The organism is Hahella sp. NS-SX17, assembly GCF_057367735.1.
In genome coordinates this window covers 2,754,985-2,770,589 of the sequence record NZ_CM170632.1, presented here as the reverse complement: position 1 = coordinate 2,770,589, position 15,605 = coordinate 2,754,985, and the positions used below count along the sequence as shown (strand labels likewise).

The 15,605-nt window shown below is 52.7% G+C and carries 11 protein-coding genes and 2 tRNA genes; 5 read left to right on the top strand and 8 right to left on the bottom strand.

The genetic code is table 11. The features are described from left to right. Window positions 1-5: 5 nt before the first annotated feature. Both AC2IBB_RS12545 and AC2IBB_RS12540 read right to left on the bottom strand, forming a co-directional pair. On the bottom strand, window positions 6-656 hold the full coding sequence (locus AC2IBB_RS12545) for a hypothetical protein (protein ID WP_486333181.1): 651 nt from the start codon (window positions 654-656) through the stop codon (window positions 6-8). A 157-nt stretch (window positions 657-813) separates the two neighbouring features. Continuing rightward, window positions 814-3,243: an acyl-CoA dehydrogenase gene (locus AC2IBB_RS12540; RefSeq protein ID WP_486333180.1), complete on the bottom strand. Its 2,430-nt coding sequence runs from the start codon at window positions 3,241-3,243 to the stop codon at window positions 814-816. A gap of 322 nt (window positions 3,244-3,565) precedes the next feature. Between AC2IBB_RS12540 and AC2IBB_RS12535 the strand changes: the two genes are divergently transcribed. Then, entirely contained in the window at window positions 3,566-4,357 is a 792-nt protein-coding gene (locus AC2IBB_RS12535; protein WP_486333179.1) for an alpha/beta fold hydrolase, read from the top strand. A 268-nt stretch (window positions 4,358-4,625) separates the two neighbouring features. On the opposite strand, the gene AC2IBB_RS12530 is transcribed toward AC2IBB_RS12535, so the two are convergent. Then, window positions 4,626-5,846: an RICIN domain-containing protein gene (locus AC2IBB_RS12530; RefSeq protein WP_486333178.1), complete on the bottom strand. Its 1,221-nt coding sequence runs from the start codon at window positions 5,844-5,846 to the stop codon at window positions 4,626-4,628. Window positions 5,847-6,218: 372 nt separating this feature from the next. On the opposite strand from AC2IBB_RS12530, the gene AC2IBB_RS12525 reads away from it, so the two are divergent. Continuing rightward, window positions 6,219-6,386, top strand: a complete 168-nt coding sequence (locus AC2IBB_RS12525; protein WP_486333177.1) for a hypothetical protein — start codon at window positions 6,219-6,221, stop codon at window positions 6,384-6,386. A gap of 246 nt (window positions 6,387-6,632) precedes the next feature. On the opposite strand, the gene AC2IBB_RS12520 is transcribed toward AC2IBB_RS12525, so the two are convergent. From AC2IBB_RS12520 to AC2IBB_RS12505, 4 genes are all read right to left on the bottom strand, one after another. Continuing rightward, a complete protein-coding gene (locus tag AC2IBB_RS12520; protein ID WP_486333176.1) occupies window positions 6,633-8,084 on the bottom strand; it encodes an RICIN domain-containing protein in 1,452 nt (483 codons plus the stop codon). Between the two features lie 104 nt (window positions 8,085-8,188). Beyond that, on the bottom strand, window positions 8,189-9,013 hold the full coding sequence (locus AC2IBB_RS12515) for a hypothetical protein (RefSeq protein WP_486333175.1): 825 nt from the start codon (window positions 9,011-9,013) through the stop codon (window positions 8,189-8,191). A gap of 595 nt (window positions 9,014-9,608) precedes the next feature. Next, window positions 9,609-9,684, bottom strand: a tRNA-Glu gene (locus AC2IBB_RS12510). A gap of 337 nt (window positions 9,685-10,021) precedes the next feature. After that, window positions 10,022-10,097: transfer RNA gene (locus tag AC2IBB_RS12505), tRNA-Glu, on the bottom strand. Between the two features lie 282 nt (window positions 10,098-10,379). Here AC2IBB_RS12505 and AC2IBB_RS12500 point away from each other — a divergent pair. Continuing rightward, entirely contained in the window at window positions 10,380-11,591 is a 1,212-nt protein-coding gene (locus AC2IBB_RS12500; RefSeq protein WP_486333174.1) for an EAL and HDOD domain-containing protein, read from the top strand. Window positions 11,592-11,680: 89 nt separating this feature from the next. Continuing rightward, complete coding sequence (locus AC2IBB_RS12495) at window positions 11,681-12,463, top strand: TatD family hydrolase (RefSeq protein WP_486333173.1); 783 nt, start codon at window positions 11,681-11,683, stop codon at window positions 12,461-12,463. Between the two features lie 47 nt (window positions 12,464-12,510). Here the strand turns inward: AC2IBB_RS12495 and AC2IBB_RS12490 are convergent, their stop codons facing one another. Beyond that, complete coding sequence (locus AC2IBB_RS12490; RefSeq protein WP_486333172.1) at window positions 12,511-12,885, bottom strand: hypothetical protein; 375 nt, start codon at window positions 12,883-12,885, stop codon at window positions 12,511-12,513. A 232-nt stretch (window positions 12,886-13,117) separates the two neighbouring features. Between AC2IBB_RS12490 and AC2IBB_RS12485 the strand changes: the two genes are divergently transcribed. After that, window positions 13,118-15,538, top strand: a complete 2,421-nt coding sequence (locus AC2IBB_RS12485; RefSeq protein WP_486333171.1) for a bifunctional diguanylate cyclase/phosphodiesterase — start codon at window positions 13,118-13,120, stop codon at window positions 15,536-15,538. Window positions 15,539-15,605: the final 67 nt, after the last annotated feature.

The window sequence follows — 15,605 nt, the reverse complement described above, 5'->3', positions numbered from 1 at the left end:
GCGAGTCAAACAAAGCTTTCAGCGATCACAAGCGGATTCTCGCGATTATTGCGATCAAGATTGAGCAACGTTGTCAGATAATCTCTGTGCCGTTGCTCACGGCAGAGCGCTGGGAGCATTTCCAGCAGGTCTTTCTTAGTAAGTTCCTCGCCATTGTATCGAGGCGCGGACGCGTCGAAGCAAGAGGCTTCGATATCATCGAACACCGTCATTTCCACAGGGTCAGCCAAGGCGATGTTGAGATTAGGCAGTAGTTGTTTGCGTAGTTTTAAGATAGTCAGATACAGGGCGCTGAAGATAATAAATTCATTCATCTCCGCCTGATCGTCGCTGGCGTCGTATTCCTCTTCGAAGGGCTCCCAGTCAATCATTTCGTAGCGGATCATATCCAAGAGTTCATCGCCACGAGTGCGGTCGTTATCAAGGTATTCCGCCACATTGGACAAGTAGCCGCGCACAGAAGTGCGCTCAGCGATGGCGTCGCCGCAGGCGAAATTCAGATACCAGTTCTCCTGCTCCTGGCCTATGGCGATCCAGTCGAGTCTGTCCGGATCGCTCCAAAGCGTTCTCATGCGCTCATTGACAGGAAGCGCTTTGGAAAAGGCCTCGCTGTAAAAGGCGTACATAGCGTCGAGGATATCTTCGTAGGTTTTCACGAGCGGTTCTCTTTCAGGTTAGCGTTCAGCGATAGTATTCATAACAAACCCAGGCGCCACATCCAAGTGGGAATCAATGTAGGGGCAGTAAGACGCCCGAACGTAACAGGCGCCACGGGGCCAGCGCGTAGTGGCTGGCCCCGTCCAAGAGGAAACGTCAATCGGATTGTGTGATCGGTAACTCGCCAGGATTGAAGTGATCCACTTGAATAGCGTCTTCCACCGCTTCCTCCGCTTCACGGTATCGCTCAGCTTCATCCGTGGTGAGAATCTTCTTACTCACCGCCGCCTCCAGCATGTCGTGCAGGCTCTCATCAGGGATATCCCCTGCTTTGACGGCTTTCTTGAGACGCTTCTCAACATTGGCCACGCCCACTTTTTTCAGGAAGGCGTTTTCGATTCTGCCCACAGGATCATCCGGGCGGGTATTCCGGTACACGCCATCCACCAGCCTGTCGCGCGCGTCGGAAGGTTGCAGCAGCATCTCAGCGATCTCACGACAGACCGCATCATCTGGACGTTCATAGTGACGCCCAAGCGGAAACACCAATGGCCTCAACAAGACGCCCAGCGCCTTCACTGGATAATTGCGCAGAACCTCATGTAACGCATTTTGAATTTCGGACTGGCAATAGCGCATCGCCCAATGCATCAGAGGCAGGTCCGACTTCGGACAACCATCGTCATGAAAACGTTTCAGCACGCTGGAGCCTAGATAGAGATAACTCAAACAGTCCCCCAAGCGACCGGAAATCATTTCCCGACGTTTCAGCTCTCCCCCCAGAGTGGCCAGCGTCACATCGCTCACCAGGCCGAATGCCGCCGCCAGACGCGACATATGACGGAAATAGGTTCGGGTCTCCCGCGCCATCTCCGGCGCAGACGCCAGACTGCTTCCAGTCAATCCCAGTACCAAAGACCGGGCCGTGAGCTGCAGGTTGCGCCGAATATGTTTGAAGAAGATGTGATCAAACTCATCCAGCGCCTTCTCTTTGTTCGGATTCTGCGCCGCTTCCATTTCCTGCAGCAGGTAGGGATGGGCGCGAATCGCTCCCTGTCCGAAGATCATCAGGCTGCGAGTCAGAATATTAGCCCCTTCCACTGTGATGCTGATGGGAATCGCCTGATACACCCGCGCGATGTAGTTGCGTGGCCCCTTGATCACGCCTCGCCCTGCGTGCACGTCCATGGCCGCGCCAACCACTGCACGCATTTTTTCCGTATTGTGGTACTTCAAGATCGCTGACGGCACCGCTGGCTTTTCGTGATTATCCAGCAGCCCCGCAGTCATTACTCTCGCGCTGTCCATCAAATAGGTCAGCCCGCCGATCCGCGCCAGTGATTCCTGAACCCCCTCGAAGTAGCCTACCGGAAGGTTGAACTGCTCACGGATGCGAGCATAGGCGCCGCTGGTAAGACTGGAAAGTTTGCCTGCTCCAGCGCTTAACGCAGGCAACGAAATAGCGCGTCCCACAGATAGGCAGTTCATCAACATGGCCCAGCCTTTGCCGATGTATTTTTCGCCGCCGATCAGGAAGTCCATGGGAATAAAAACATCTTCTCCCCAGGTAGGCCCGTTCATAAACACCGTGTTGAGAGGCAAATGGCGCGCGCCGGTTTGCACCCCGGGCGTACTGGTGGGAATCAAAGCACAGGACACGCCCCGATCAACTTCATCGCCAATCAAATGATCCGGGTCATAAACTTTAAAGGCAAGACCCAATACTGTCGCCACCGGAGCCAGAGTGATGTAGCGTTTGTTCCAGCTCAAGCGCAAACCGATGACTTCTTTTCCTTCCCACTCCCCTTTACAGACGACGCCTTTATCCGTAATGGCGCCAGCGTCGGAACCTGCGCGCGGAGACGTCAGGGCGAAACAGGGAATCTCCTCGCCTTTGGCGAGACGCGGTAAATAATAATCTTTCTGCTCGTCCGTTCCGTAATGCAACAACAGCTCTCCAGGCCCCAGCGAGTTGGGGACCATGACAGTCACGGCTCCGGTAATGCTGCGGGTTGCGATTTTCATCACCGCGGTGGAATGCGCCAGCGCTGAGAGCTCCAGGCCTCCATATTTTTTGGGGATAATCATGCCGAAAAAGCCGTTATCCTTGATGAACGTCCAGGCCGCGGGGCTCAGGTCGTAGCGCTGATGGGTGATTTCCCAGTCGTTAAGCATCTCGCATAACTGCTCCACCGGGCCATCGATAAAGGCTTTGTCTTCTTTCGTCAGAGTGGGTTTGCTCATAGTGAGCAGTTTGTTCCAGTCCGGCATGCCTGTGAACAAATCGCCGTCCCAGCTAACCGTGCCCGCCTCAATCGCCTCTTTCTCAGTATCGGAAATACCAGGCAGTGTTTTGCCAACCCAGGCGAGAATGGGCGCCGTGATATAACGCCGCCGGATGGAAGAGGAGTTAAGCAGCACCGCCACAGCAATGAATATTCCCCAAACAACCAATAACCCCGCAAAACCAGGGTCAGTGAATGAGAAAGCCAAAGCGGCGATGGTGAAAAGTACTGTCCAGGACAACGCGCCGGCGCCGAGATAAGCTAGCGCCAACGCCGCCAATAACAGAAGCAATACGGTCATGTTCTCCTCCTTGGAGTGTTGCGAGCTCAACCAAGGACTGAACGCTGACGAGAGGCCGTTATCTCTTCGCCAAAAGAACGATGCTAATGCCGTTCATAGCGCGCTCAACTGCGTCCTCAAACCTGGAAATAATTCAGAAATTCATTTAAAAACCTGCACTTCCGATTAAATCCTATGTATTAATTACCGTAACACGTAATACGCGGGAGATAATGTTTTTCCCTATCAATCTTTGCTTACAGATAGGTAATATACGCGGAAATTCCATGGATAGAACCTGTGAACAAATAAATATAAAACATTGCTGAAATACGAGGTAATTATGCAGTCTTTGACTGGATACACAAATGGCGGCGACGGTCAGCCCATATTGCTACTGCACAGCTCCATGAGCTCCAAGGCGCAATGGAAAATGCTCACCAGCCAGCTGCAGGATAACTATAGAACGCTTGCGATAGATTTGTGGGGATATGGCGAAGCTCCCTATCCTGCGCACTTGGCGGAGCACTTCAGTCTGCAGAATGAAGTTGATCGCGTTGTCGCCGTATTGGCGCAAGCAAAGGCGGACACAGCGCCGTTACACGTGATTGGGCACTCCTACGGAGCGGCGACCGCATTGAGGTTCGCAACGCAGTATCCTGAGCGCGTTCTCAGCCTGACCATCTACGAGCCGGTCGCCTTCCATCTGTTATCCCGCGAGGAACCTGCGTTTCTGGAAATTGCGGAGGTGGTGAAGAAGTTAGAGGATACCATCGCGCAAAACGACGAGATGGGGGCCACTCAGCAGTTTATTGATTATTGGTCTGGTCCGGGCGCATTCAAACGCTACCCTATAGATATTCGCAACGCCCTGAGCGGACAAATCCGAAAGGTGGCGCTGGATTTCAAAGCGCTGATCGAGGAGCCCACTCGGTTGGAGGACTACGTCAACTTTCCCTTCTCCACTTACTTGATGGCGGGAGCGCAGAGCCCCCTGTCCTCTCGACGCATCAGCGAGCGGTTACGGGAATGCCTGCCTAATCTGGAGTTCAAACAAACACCTTGGGGACATATGGCCCCTATCACCCATGTCGCAGACATCAATGAGCTGATTCTCGCGCGTTTTATGAACTAGGCGACTATCAATCAGGCAGACAAATAGCTTCCTTCTATTTGTTTTCAACTACATGTTGTTTGCGACTACAGGGTGTCTGCAACAGCAGAGTCTGCACAGGTCAGGTCCTGTCTCCCGCGGCTAGCCGCTGCGCAAGCGCATACATACGCTTGAGTATTAACAGGCCAATATCACTGCCCTGTTAAAATAAGTCTTGGACTCTTTTGGGGAGACAAAAAAATCCCCGCATCAGCGGGGATTTTTTTAACAAAGCAGAGTCAGGTGAGCCTTATTGGCCTGCGCTAGTGATGATCCAACGCTGGTTGTTCGCCCCGACCCAATCCCACTGACGCAGTCTTGCGCCGTTGTAGGTTCCGCCTGCTGCATCCACATCCAACGCTTTGCCGCTGTGTACGGCAATCAGACGATAAGTTCCATCCGTGTTCTTAAACGCCTGCCACTTCTGGTTGTTGCTGTTGTTGCAAGTCCACTGCCCAGCGTATGCGCCGTTGTACTGGCTCGCGCCAAACAGATCCAGACACTTACCACTGTTGACGGATTTGATCTGATGAACGCCATTGCCCAGGTGAATAAACTGCCAGCGCTGATTGTTGCCGCCGTGGCAGCTCCACTGGATGACAGATGCGCCATCGCGACGTTCGCCGCCATAGACGTCCGCACACTTGCCAGAGTTCTTGGCTTTCATGGTGTAGATATTGGAAGCGCCATTATTATCGCCGCCGTTATTGTTATCTCCACCGTTGTTATCACCCCCGTCAGGGTTGCCTCCGCCTACTTTCGTTGGCATAAAACCGGCCATTTCAGTACGCACATTGTTGATTGCGCGCGCGGCGTCCGCTTCATTGGAATAGCCCGCCGCCACACCACATGGCAAACCGTTGCACTGCAAATTTGGATTGGAGAACTTGGGAGCTTTCGGTGCGTTAAACAGCCACTCATACGTCATAATGGTGCCGAAAACGCCATCAACGCCATGACCAACCCCGTAACGATAACGCGAGCCGCTTTGGTCGCCCTGACGTCGGGAGTGATTCAGGCCCATGGTGTGCCCCAGCTCATGCGCCATAGTCGTCGGTCCGCAGCTCGGCCCCACCACGCCGTACGACCAATTACGGTCCACCGCAACATAGGCCACGCCGCAGGAACCTGTGCGGTGGAGTTGGGTTACATAGTCCGCGCCCACTTCCTGACGCTTCTGATTGACCCAGGAGTCCACTCTCAGGTTGCCCAACACTTCCGTCATGTTGGAGCCGGTTTCTTCGTGAGCGTATGCGCCGACCAGACGCAACTGGACGTCAACCTGGCTGTTGACGAACATGGTGTTCACCTGGCTGACCCAGTTACGGATAGCAGTGTTCGCGTCGCCTTTGAAGTAATTGTAAGTATAAGAGTCATACACCACCATCAAATCGACGGTGACGGCATGGGAAGTAGAAGCGGCGGCCGCGAGGGTGCTTGCGGCCAGAATTCTTTTGAGGCTGTTTTTCATTTTTTATACCAACTTTCCTGCTCCATTGATGGGAGTATTCCGATAACGAAAAGCGTTATTATCCGGATAAGGCTTCCGTTACATGGGAAACGGGAAATTGATCACAGAAAATAGCTCGCCAGAACGTCAACGGCGCGAAAAATTTAACACTGGAAAACTAACTTAACCATCGCCTAAAGCAGCTAGTACTTAGTGCCTACATAAAACACAATCAATTGATTTATAAAACAATTATAAATGTCACATCATATAGGCCAATTACCCATGGCGTTACAAAAAAATATGGGTAATCGTTAAACTGAGCGGGCAGTCACAAATAATAAGTATTCAACGCTTTCCGGCTAAAACTTTGAGTTTTATCGCCAAGCTAATATGTTGTTTGATAATTGGCTCCAGAAGCCTCTATCGCAGATCAATGGCGGCGACCTGTTTACTTCTCTATGGATAAACGGCGGCAATCCATTTAATGCGCCAATTCTGGATATCCGTTGCATCACTTTAAACATCTTCGCCACCACCAAAGAGAAGTGGATCGCGTAGAACTATGTCGCCAGCCGATCTGACAACGGCGCGCAGTACATTGATCAAGAAATCCATGGAAGCCAAGAAATTCCTTGTGATATTCACTACTCTCATGGCGGCGAGAAACTGGAAGGGGCCATCACGAAAGCTGAGACCATGGATGGGAAATGGCGATATGCATTAGAGTCAGTCTGTCACCAACATCCCCCGGCCGCTCGCCAGAGCGCACCGGGGAACAGGTTCAACATCTGGAAAGAATGGCGCTTATTTCACGCGCTTCAAATACCAGCGCTGGTTGCCTCCGCCGATCCAATCCCACTGATGGATAGCCATGCCGCTGGCGGTTGAGATTTCTTTTACGTCAAACACTTTTCCGCTTACGCCAGACACCATACGGAAGGTGCCGTCGCCGTTGTCCACGGCTTTCCATTGCTGAGCTGCGCTGCCATTACAGGACCATTGTTGCACCGTGGCGCCGTTGCTTCTGCTTGAGTTGGAGACATCCAGACATTTGCCGCTATGCGTCGCTTTGACTTCATAGTACCCATCTTTGATGTGGGTGAAGTTCCAACGCTGGTTGTTCCCCTGGTGACAGCTCCACTGAATGACAGGGACGCCGGCCTCCTGCTTGCCGCCATAGACGTCCGCACATTTGCCGGAGTGTTTGGCTTGCAACATGTATACGCCGTTATCAACCGGTTGTGCGTCATTCTGACCTCCGCCGCCGCTCTTCTTGACGATAATCGAAGACGTGGAGTCATTCACGCCGGATAGCGGGAACCCAGATACATCTGAGGTATACACCGTTTTGGCCCCGCTGAAGTTATCGTGCTGAAACAGCTCTAACACCATGCCGGAAGGCACGCGAGCGGAAGACAGGTCGTCATTGCGCACGCCTCGGGCGGTCAAATCACTCAGCCGATACTGCCCCTCCGCCAAGGCTGCGCTGTAGCCTGCGTAATTGTAATGCTGGAACACAGACACTTTATCGCCGGAAGTGTTGCCGCCATCTGTTTTGGTTGGTTTAAACGCCGCAATCTCATGGCGTACATTATTGACGGCCTGAGCTGCATCCGCTTCTTGCGCCTGGCCCGCGGGCACGCCGCAGGGAAGCCCGTTACACTGGACTCTGGGGTTGGAGAATTTAGCCACTTTCGGCGCATTGAACAGCCATTCATAAGTCATAATGGTCCCAAATGCGCCATCAACGCCATGACCAAGTCCGTAACGATAACGCGACCCGCTTTGATCTCCCTGACGGCGAGAGTGGTTGAGCCCCATGGTATGACCGACTTCATGAGCGAAAACCTGAGGACCGCAATCCGGGCCCGTGACGCTAAACGCCCAATCCTTATGCACAGCGACGTAAGCAACGCCGCAGGAGCCGGTTTTGTGCACTTGCGTCACGTAGTCCGCACCGACTTCCTCACGCTTCTGAATGACCCAACTGTCCACACGAAGATTGCCCAGCACTTCACCCATGCTGGAGCCGCTTTCTTCATGGGGGAAAGCCCCAACCAAACGCAACTGTACGTCAATCTGGCTGTTTTGATACATGGCGTTAACCTGGTCCACCCAGCTACGAATGGCCGTTGTCGGCTCGCCGCCAAAGCGTCCTGCGGAATAGGCGTCGTACACCACCATAATATCAACTGTCACAGCCTGCGCGCCCAGGGGAGCAGCCGCCAGAGTCAAGCAGGACAACCATTTAGACATACTTCCGGTTAATTTCCTTTTCATCGTTATAACTCTCTCTGTCTGTTTTTATTAGCCAGCCACTGTGCGACCTGGCCTCCTACCCCGGGCGCTAATGCTTATCCTTACTGAGCAATAGGCCCGTCGGCGCTCTGATCTGGAGCCGCCGATCCTTCATCAACTTTATTGGCGTCCGCCAGTTCGGGAACCTCTATGTGCAGGTCCTCGCCTTTGAACAGCGTTCCGCTGTTGACGATCCAACCCTTGTCGCCGCGCGCTTCCACCACATACAACCCTTCAGGCGTAGTGACGCCCCCGTATGTGAGGTTCTCGCCGCGGGTAAAAGAAACCTGGTTGTCCTGTTCAAAATCCTTCAAATGCCCATACCAAGTGACATTGCCGTCGCCATGGGATTCCACCCGTTCCACCACCATCTGATAGGTTGCATTCTGGGGCAGCACAGGGACTTCCATTTCATCGCCTGGCATCAGGGACTCCAGCTTCATCGGATTGAAACGAATAAACTCCCTGCCATCGAAACGGTCCGCGTCGCTAAGCTCAAGTTGATCGGCAATGCTGTCATCCCCCTTCCAGGCGGAAGGCTCCCACATGGCGCGCACGACTTCTTCCTGATCAAAAGCACGACCATCACGACGCGCTTCAATTTCTGTCATGCGGAACTCAATTGAGGGATATTCTTCGTTGTTCATGGCGTAATCAGGGAGTTCAGGTTCAGATTCCTTTGTCATCCCTTGCACCGATTTAGAAACGCTTTGTTGTGGGGATTGAACGGACTGAGCGGGTTCCACCGTAGAAGAGCTCTGAGCGCCAGCGGCGGCCTGTCGCTCCTGCGCCGTTATCCCGCTATCACCGCCTGGCATGAACTGGTAGGTCACCGCGCATAAACCGCCGATCACCGCGCCCCAAACTAATAGTTGTGTTTTTTTCATAGTCGATTGACTCCTGATCAGTGCGCACAGCCTGTAACCGAAATGACGACGCCTCCCCGTCGAGAGGCTTGGCGGCACAGGATAAAAACCATTTAAATCAAAAATTTGCGACGCATATCACACCCACATAATGAAAGCGCTTTCATAACATGATTCAAGTCAGGCAGTTGACCTTAGTGAACGAATAATGCACTCGGAAATCTGCCGCAAGAACACATCACTACACTCGCGCAGTCGGGATGCCGTCGTGATACGTAAAAACTTATCACTCGTCAGAGTGGATGAATATCACCCAAATAAGCTAGTACTTGCAGGCGAACCTCTTCGGACTAGACCGTTTGAGCGCAGGCGGTTTTGATCAAAGCCTGATCTCAGGCTGCCAGGATGAGCCAGAGGGTGAACATAATGGCCTTGCCCGCATTCGCCGCCATGTACAAGAAGGCCCTATGATGCTGAGACCCTGCCTTACTCCTATTAAAAACATCAATACAGCGTACGGCTGTTTTACTCGGACAGGTATAGAGAAGAGTGTGACGAAGACTTTTGAAAAGGCATAAAAAAAGCTCTGCATCCTAAGATGCAGAGCTTTTAGATTTGGCGTCCCCTAGGGGATTCGAACCCCTGTTACCGCCGTGAAAGGGCGGTGTCCTAGGCCTCTAGACGAAGGGGACGGAACACCATCTCGGTGAGATGGCGCGCATTCTATGGAAGCGGCCCGCACATGTCAAACACTTATCTGCCGGGAAACAATTAATCAGGCAGACTAATAACTTCCTCCTATTTGTCTGCAACGTCAGGGCCTTCACAGATCAGGCTCTGCCTCCCGCGGCTCTCCGCTACGCAGGCGCACCCATGCGCCTGATTATTAACAGGGTAATATCATTGCCATGTTATAAAAGAATGGGTTACATGCATTCTGATCGTTGTGAAAAAGAAAGGTGACGGGGAGCGGACTTAGAATGCAAATACAAAAAAGCCCTGCATCGTTCGATGCAGGGCTTTAGGATTTGGCGTCCCCTAGGGGATTCGAACCCCTGTTACCGCCGTGAAAGGGCGGTGTCCTAGGCCTCTAGACGAAGGGGACGGAACACCATCTCGGTGATATGGCGCGCATTCTATGGAAGCGGTTCATACCTGTCAAACACTAATTTATAATTTTTTATCGTGGGGGCGATATTGCTCCATTTTATAGCCCAACCCCACCCCCCCAGTGTCGCCGCGCTGGCGCATCCATGCGTCGTATCAATATGCGAACATTCTCCCAACGCAGAACGACTGCGCTTAAAATTACTTAGTCACAGCGGCATTTAGTCTACACTTCAAGTAGGTTTCCCATTTTCTGACGTACCCGCTTTGGGAGCGATGAATGACCGCTGAGCAGATTCTTCTGGCGCGCCAGCCGATTGTTAACGCCACAAAAGAGATAGTAGGTTATGAGCTGTTGTTTCGCTCAAACGAACAGCCTGCACAGTTCGACGGCAACGCCGCCACTTCTCAGGTTTTGCTCAATGCCTTTACGGAAACCTCTATTGAAGAGGTAACCGGCGGATCGAAAGCGTTTGTGAATTTCACAGAAACACTGCTGTTACAGCCACCGCCTTTCTCTAAAGAAGTCCTGGTAATTGAAATACTTGAGACCATAGAACTGACCGATGAGATCGTTGCGGCGATCATTCGCCTCGGCAAAAACGGCTTCACCCTTGCCCTGGACGACTATATTCCGGGCACGAAATATGATGACCTGTTGCCCTACGTTTCTATCGTTAAGCTTGAAATCCCCGCTATACCCAAGGAAAGACTGGAGCAGACGGTAACTCATCTGAAAGGGTTGAATATCACCCTGCTGGCGGAAAAAGTGGAAACTCATGAGGAGTTCGAATACTGCCGGGACCTGGGATGCGACCTCTTCCAGGGCTACTTTTTCAGCAAACCGGAAATCGTCACAGGGCGTAAACTGGCTCATAACCGTATGGCGGTGATGGAGTTGATCGCCAAAGTGCAAAACCCGGCACTATCCATAGATCAGATCATCAAAACCATCACCAGCGATCCTTCTCTCAGCGTCAAACTGCTGCAACTGGTTAATTCAGCCGCCTATCGACGTCCGCGAACGATAGAGTCCATTCATATGGCGGTTATGTTGCTGGGCATCAGCCGTATTAAATCCTGGGCGACGCTGCTGGCGCTCTCCAATATAGAAGATAAACCCAAAGCGCTGATCACCATCGCATTGATCCGCGCCCGCATGTGCGAACTGATCGCCCAGACCATGGAGCCCAAAGCCGCAGACCTTTACTTTACTGTCGGTCTGTTTTCCTGTCTGGAGGCCTTTTTCGACATGCCGATGGAAGAGATTCTCAACAAGCTCCCTCTCTCCGAGAGAGTGAGTGACGCGCTGGTCAAGATGAAAGGTAAGCCAGGATTGGCGTTACACACCACTTTACAATACGAACGCTGTAAGCTGGACATTATCCATTGGAACCTGCTGGAAAAGATGAATCTCACCGGCGGAGAAATCAGCGGCTCCTATCGGCAGGCGATCCTGTGGGCCAACGAGCAATCTGTCTTCCGTTCCTGAACACCTCCCGCCCTATTCCATTTTCACACATGGAAAAATACTCCTTCGGCGCTTAATATGGACGCTTTCAGTTGAAGGACTTCATTAACATGTTTGATATCGGCGTCAACCTGACCAATGGCCGCTATAAAGGAAAGTTACAGCAATTGCTGGACGACAGCCGTGACCATGGGGTTCATGGAATGGTCGCCATTGGAACCAGTGTCAAAGAAAGTCTCGCCTCAGCAAAGATCGCCGAAGAGCACCCAGGTTATGTCTTCGCCACCGCAGGCGTACACCCTCACGACGCCAAGACTTTAAATCAAGAGGGCCTGCAAACCCTGAAGTCCCTGCTTCAGCAACCTCATGTAGTCGCCATGGGTGAGATGGGGCTGGACTTTAATCGCAATTTTTCCACTCCCGAAGATCAGGAATGGGCGTTCATGGCTCAGCTTGAATTGAATCGCGATATCCAGAAACCGCTTTACCTCCACGAAAGAGACGCATATTCGCGACAAATGGAAATACTCAAAGCGCACCGGAATTATTTCGAACATGGCGTCACCCATTGCTTCACAGGGACCCGAGAGGCGCTCTTTGGCTATCTCGACCTGGGATTACACATTGGCGTAACGGGCTGGATATGCGACGAACGCAGAGCTGGCGACCTGGTAAACCTGGTGAAAGAGATTCCCCGCGACAGACTTCTGGTGGAAACTGACAGCCCCTTTCTTATGCCAAGAAGTATTAAACCGCGCCCACGCAATAACACCAATTTCCCATGGTTTGTGCGTGAAGTGATTCGTATAGTGGCGTTATATCGTGGAGAGGCGGAAGAAGACGTGCGCGAATATACTGCAGAAAACGCCCGCCGCCTGTTCCGAATCGACTAAGCGGCGGCGAGTTATCCGCAATGTGGCTCCGCGTCAGCAGGCGCTCATCAGGATCGGATATCGATAACGGTGCCCAACGCCTCGTTAGCAGTCCGATCAAATTGTCGGGTGGTCTGCGCTGCGCTTTCCCGGGGAGGCGGTGATTGATCCTCCTCCGTTTCCGCCAAAGCTTCCGACGAAGCGGCGTTTTCGGCGGCGCCCTGAGTCCGCTCCAACTCAGTCGCAGCGTTAACCTGCTGACTGTTGGCCAGACTCAATTCCCGGCCCTCTTGAGAAAGCTCCACCTCCACGGCGGGCGTCTCCCGAGCCTGGGTTTGCGCATTATCGACATTCTGACGATTTTGCTCACGTTCTCGCGTCCGCCCTGCATCAAGTTGCTGCAAGGAACCGGTCGCCAAGCTGTTTACAGTATTATCAACCATAGAACGCACCTCCGTTCCTAAGTATTGCACAAAGTGGTTATATTTTGAACAGGACAATTACAACCTGGACCAATAATCCGATTTTGCCTTGTTTGACGCTTTGCGTGAGGTGGAAAGCTGGGCTAAGTTTATAATGTTTAATATATTCCAATGCTGCCGGTCTGTTGCGCCATGAAAAGACTTTGAGCTGCTTTTTTACCTACATGAAAGAAAAAAAGAGCACCCGCGAATAATGAGTAACCTGTTTCGCAAAGTCTGGAATTTTCGCGAGACCTCTCCGCTTTCTTTTCGCATGTTGGGCTACATCCTGGTATGTAGCTCCCTGTTTACACTGTTCGCCACAGGCATCCAGGTGTATGCGGACTATCGGAAAGACGTTTCGTTGGTCGATCAGCGCATGAATCTGATCGAAACCAGTTACCAGTCATCTCTGGCGCGCAGCCTGTGGTCACTCGACCAGAAATTGCTGCGCGTGCAAATGCAGGGCATATTGAACCTGCCCGATATCGTGCATCTTCACCTGCAGATTTATCCAGACTCGGAAATTGAGATGGGCGAGATCCCGCCGCGGATTCCAACCATCAAGCATAAAATCAAGCTGCAGCATTCCTCCGATGATCTATACGAACTGGGAGAGCTGACTATCACCGCCAGTCTGGACGACATTTATCGGCAACTACGGCAGCGCATCTTCGTCATCATGACCACCCAGGCGTTCAAGACGTTTTTCATTTCCGTGCTGATTTTATGGATATTCCAATATCTAGTGACTCGCCACCTGTCGAAAATGGCGAACTACGCACGGGGACTCAATATCCATCAATTGGATACGCCCTTAGCCCTGGACCGCACACACAGGAGCGGGCAGCCGCCGGATGAACTGCAGCGTGTTACGGACGCCATCAATGAAATGCGCCTGACCCTTCTCAACGACATTGAGAAGCAAAAACTGGACGCAGCGGAAATTCGCAAGCTATCGCTGGCCATTGAGCAAAGCCCCTCCTCTGTGCTGATCTGCGACAAGCGCTGGAAAATCACCTACGCCAACCAGAAGTTCAGCCAGCTGACCGGGCACAACTTGAACTCGATTATTGGCAAGCATCCAAAAACTCTGACGCACATCAGTCCAGACGAGTCTCAAAATGAACAGCTCTGGCACAACATTGAGATACAGGTGGAGCGCGCCGGCATGTGGCAGGGGGAAATGCACAGCACTCGCCATGGCGGTGAAAAATTCTGGGAACAGGTGGTGATCACCCCCATCCGCGACACCGATGGCGAGTCATCCCAGTACCTAATTCTGGGCGAGGACATCAGCGTCCGGAAGCGTTACGAGCAACAGTTGCTGCGTCAAGCCAATTACGACTTGTTAACCGGGCTGCCAAACCGCATGCTGGCGCTGGATCGCCTCAAGCTGGCGCTGGCGCAATCGCGCAGAGACAAGTCCCAAGTTGGGCTTATGTTCCTGGACCTGGATAACTTCAAGCATATCAACGACACGCTCGGCCATGATAACGGCGACACCTTGCTGATCGAGGCCTCGCGCCGCATCGCCTCTTCTCTACGCGGCAACAGCACCGTGGCCCGTCTCGGAGGCGACGAGTTTCTGATTATTCTTCCGTCGCTGGAGTCGCCAGAAGATTCCGAGCTGGTCGCCGCTCGCATTCTGCAGGCATTCTCCTCCCCTTTCCTGCTCAATAACCAGGAAATATTCGTCAGCACCAGCATCGGCATCGCCATTTACCCAACAGACAGCGAAAACTCCAGTACGCTGCTGCAGCAGGCCGATGCGGCCATGTATCAGGCCAAACACAAGGGCAAGAGCGCTTACCACCGTTTTACGCCAGATCTCAACCAGCAGTCCAGGGAGCGTCTCAAGCTGGAGACGCAACTGCGCAAAGCGATTGAGCAGGATGAGTTACTGCTTTACTACCAGCCCATCGTAGAAACCGCCAGCGGACAATTGGTTGGCGCAGAAGCGTTGATTCGTTGGGACAATCCCTTGCTGGGGTTGGTGGCGCCGGACAAGTTCATACCATTGGCGGAGGAGACCGGCTTAATTACCTCCATCGGCGAATGGGTGCTGCATACAGCCTGCCGCGACGTCAAGAAGTGGCATGAAGACACCGGCTTGAAGCTGACGATCGCCGTAAACGTGTCGCCACGCCAATTCCGCGACGTCAAGTTCATCGATACCGTGCAGAAAGCGCTGGAGGTCAACGGTTTGGCTGGCGAATATCTGGAGCTGGAGATCACGGAAAGGTTATTGCTGGATGACTCCATCGAGACTTTTGAAATACTGCACAAGTTGGACGCCATGGGGGTTAAGCTGTCCGTTGACGACTTCGGCACCGGCTACTCAGCGCTCAGTTACCTGAAGAGCTACCCATTCGATTCGCTTAAAATCGACCGCTCCTTCGTCAAGGACGTAAACACTGAGGCGGAAGACGCCGCGCTGGTGACGGCGATCATCACCATGGCGCATAGCCTGGGGCTCAAAGTCATCGGAGAAGGCGTAGAAGATGTGGCGCAAATGCAATTCCTGCGCTCCAAAGGTTGCGATTACGCGCAGGGCTATTATTACAATCGTCCCGTGGCGGAAACCGACTTCTGCAATTGGATATCGGAAAATCGACGCGCTTACGCCACTTAAACGCCCTTGCGCTCACCGGCGCCAGTCGTCATCATGAGCCATACTTGAGGGGCGCATCATTACCCCG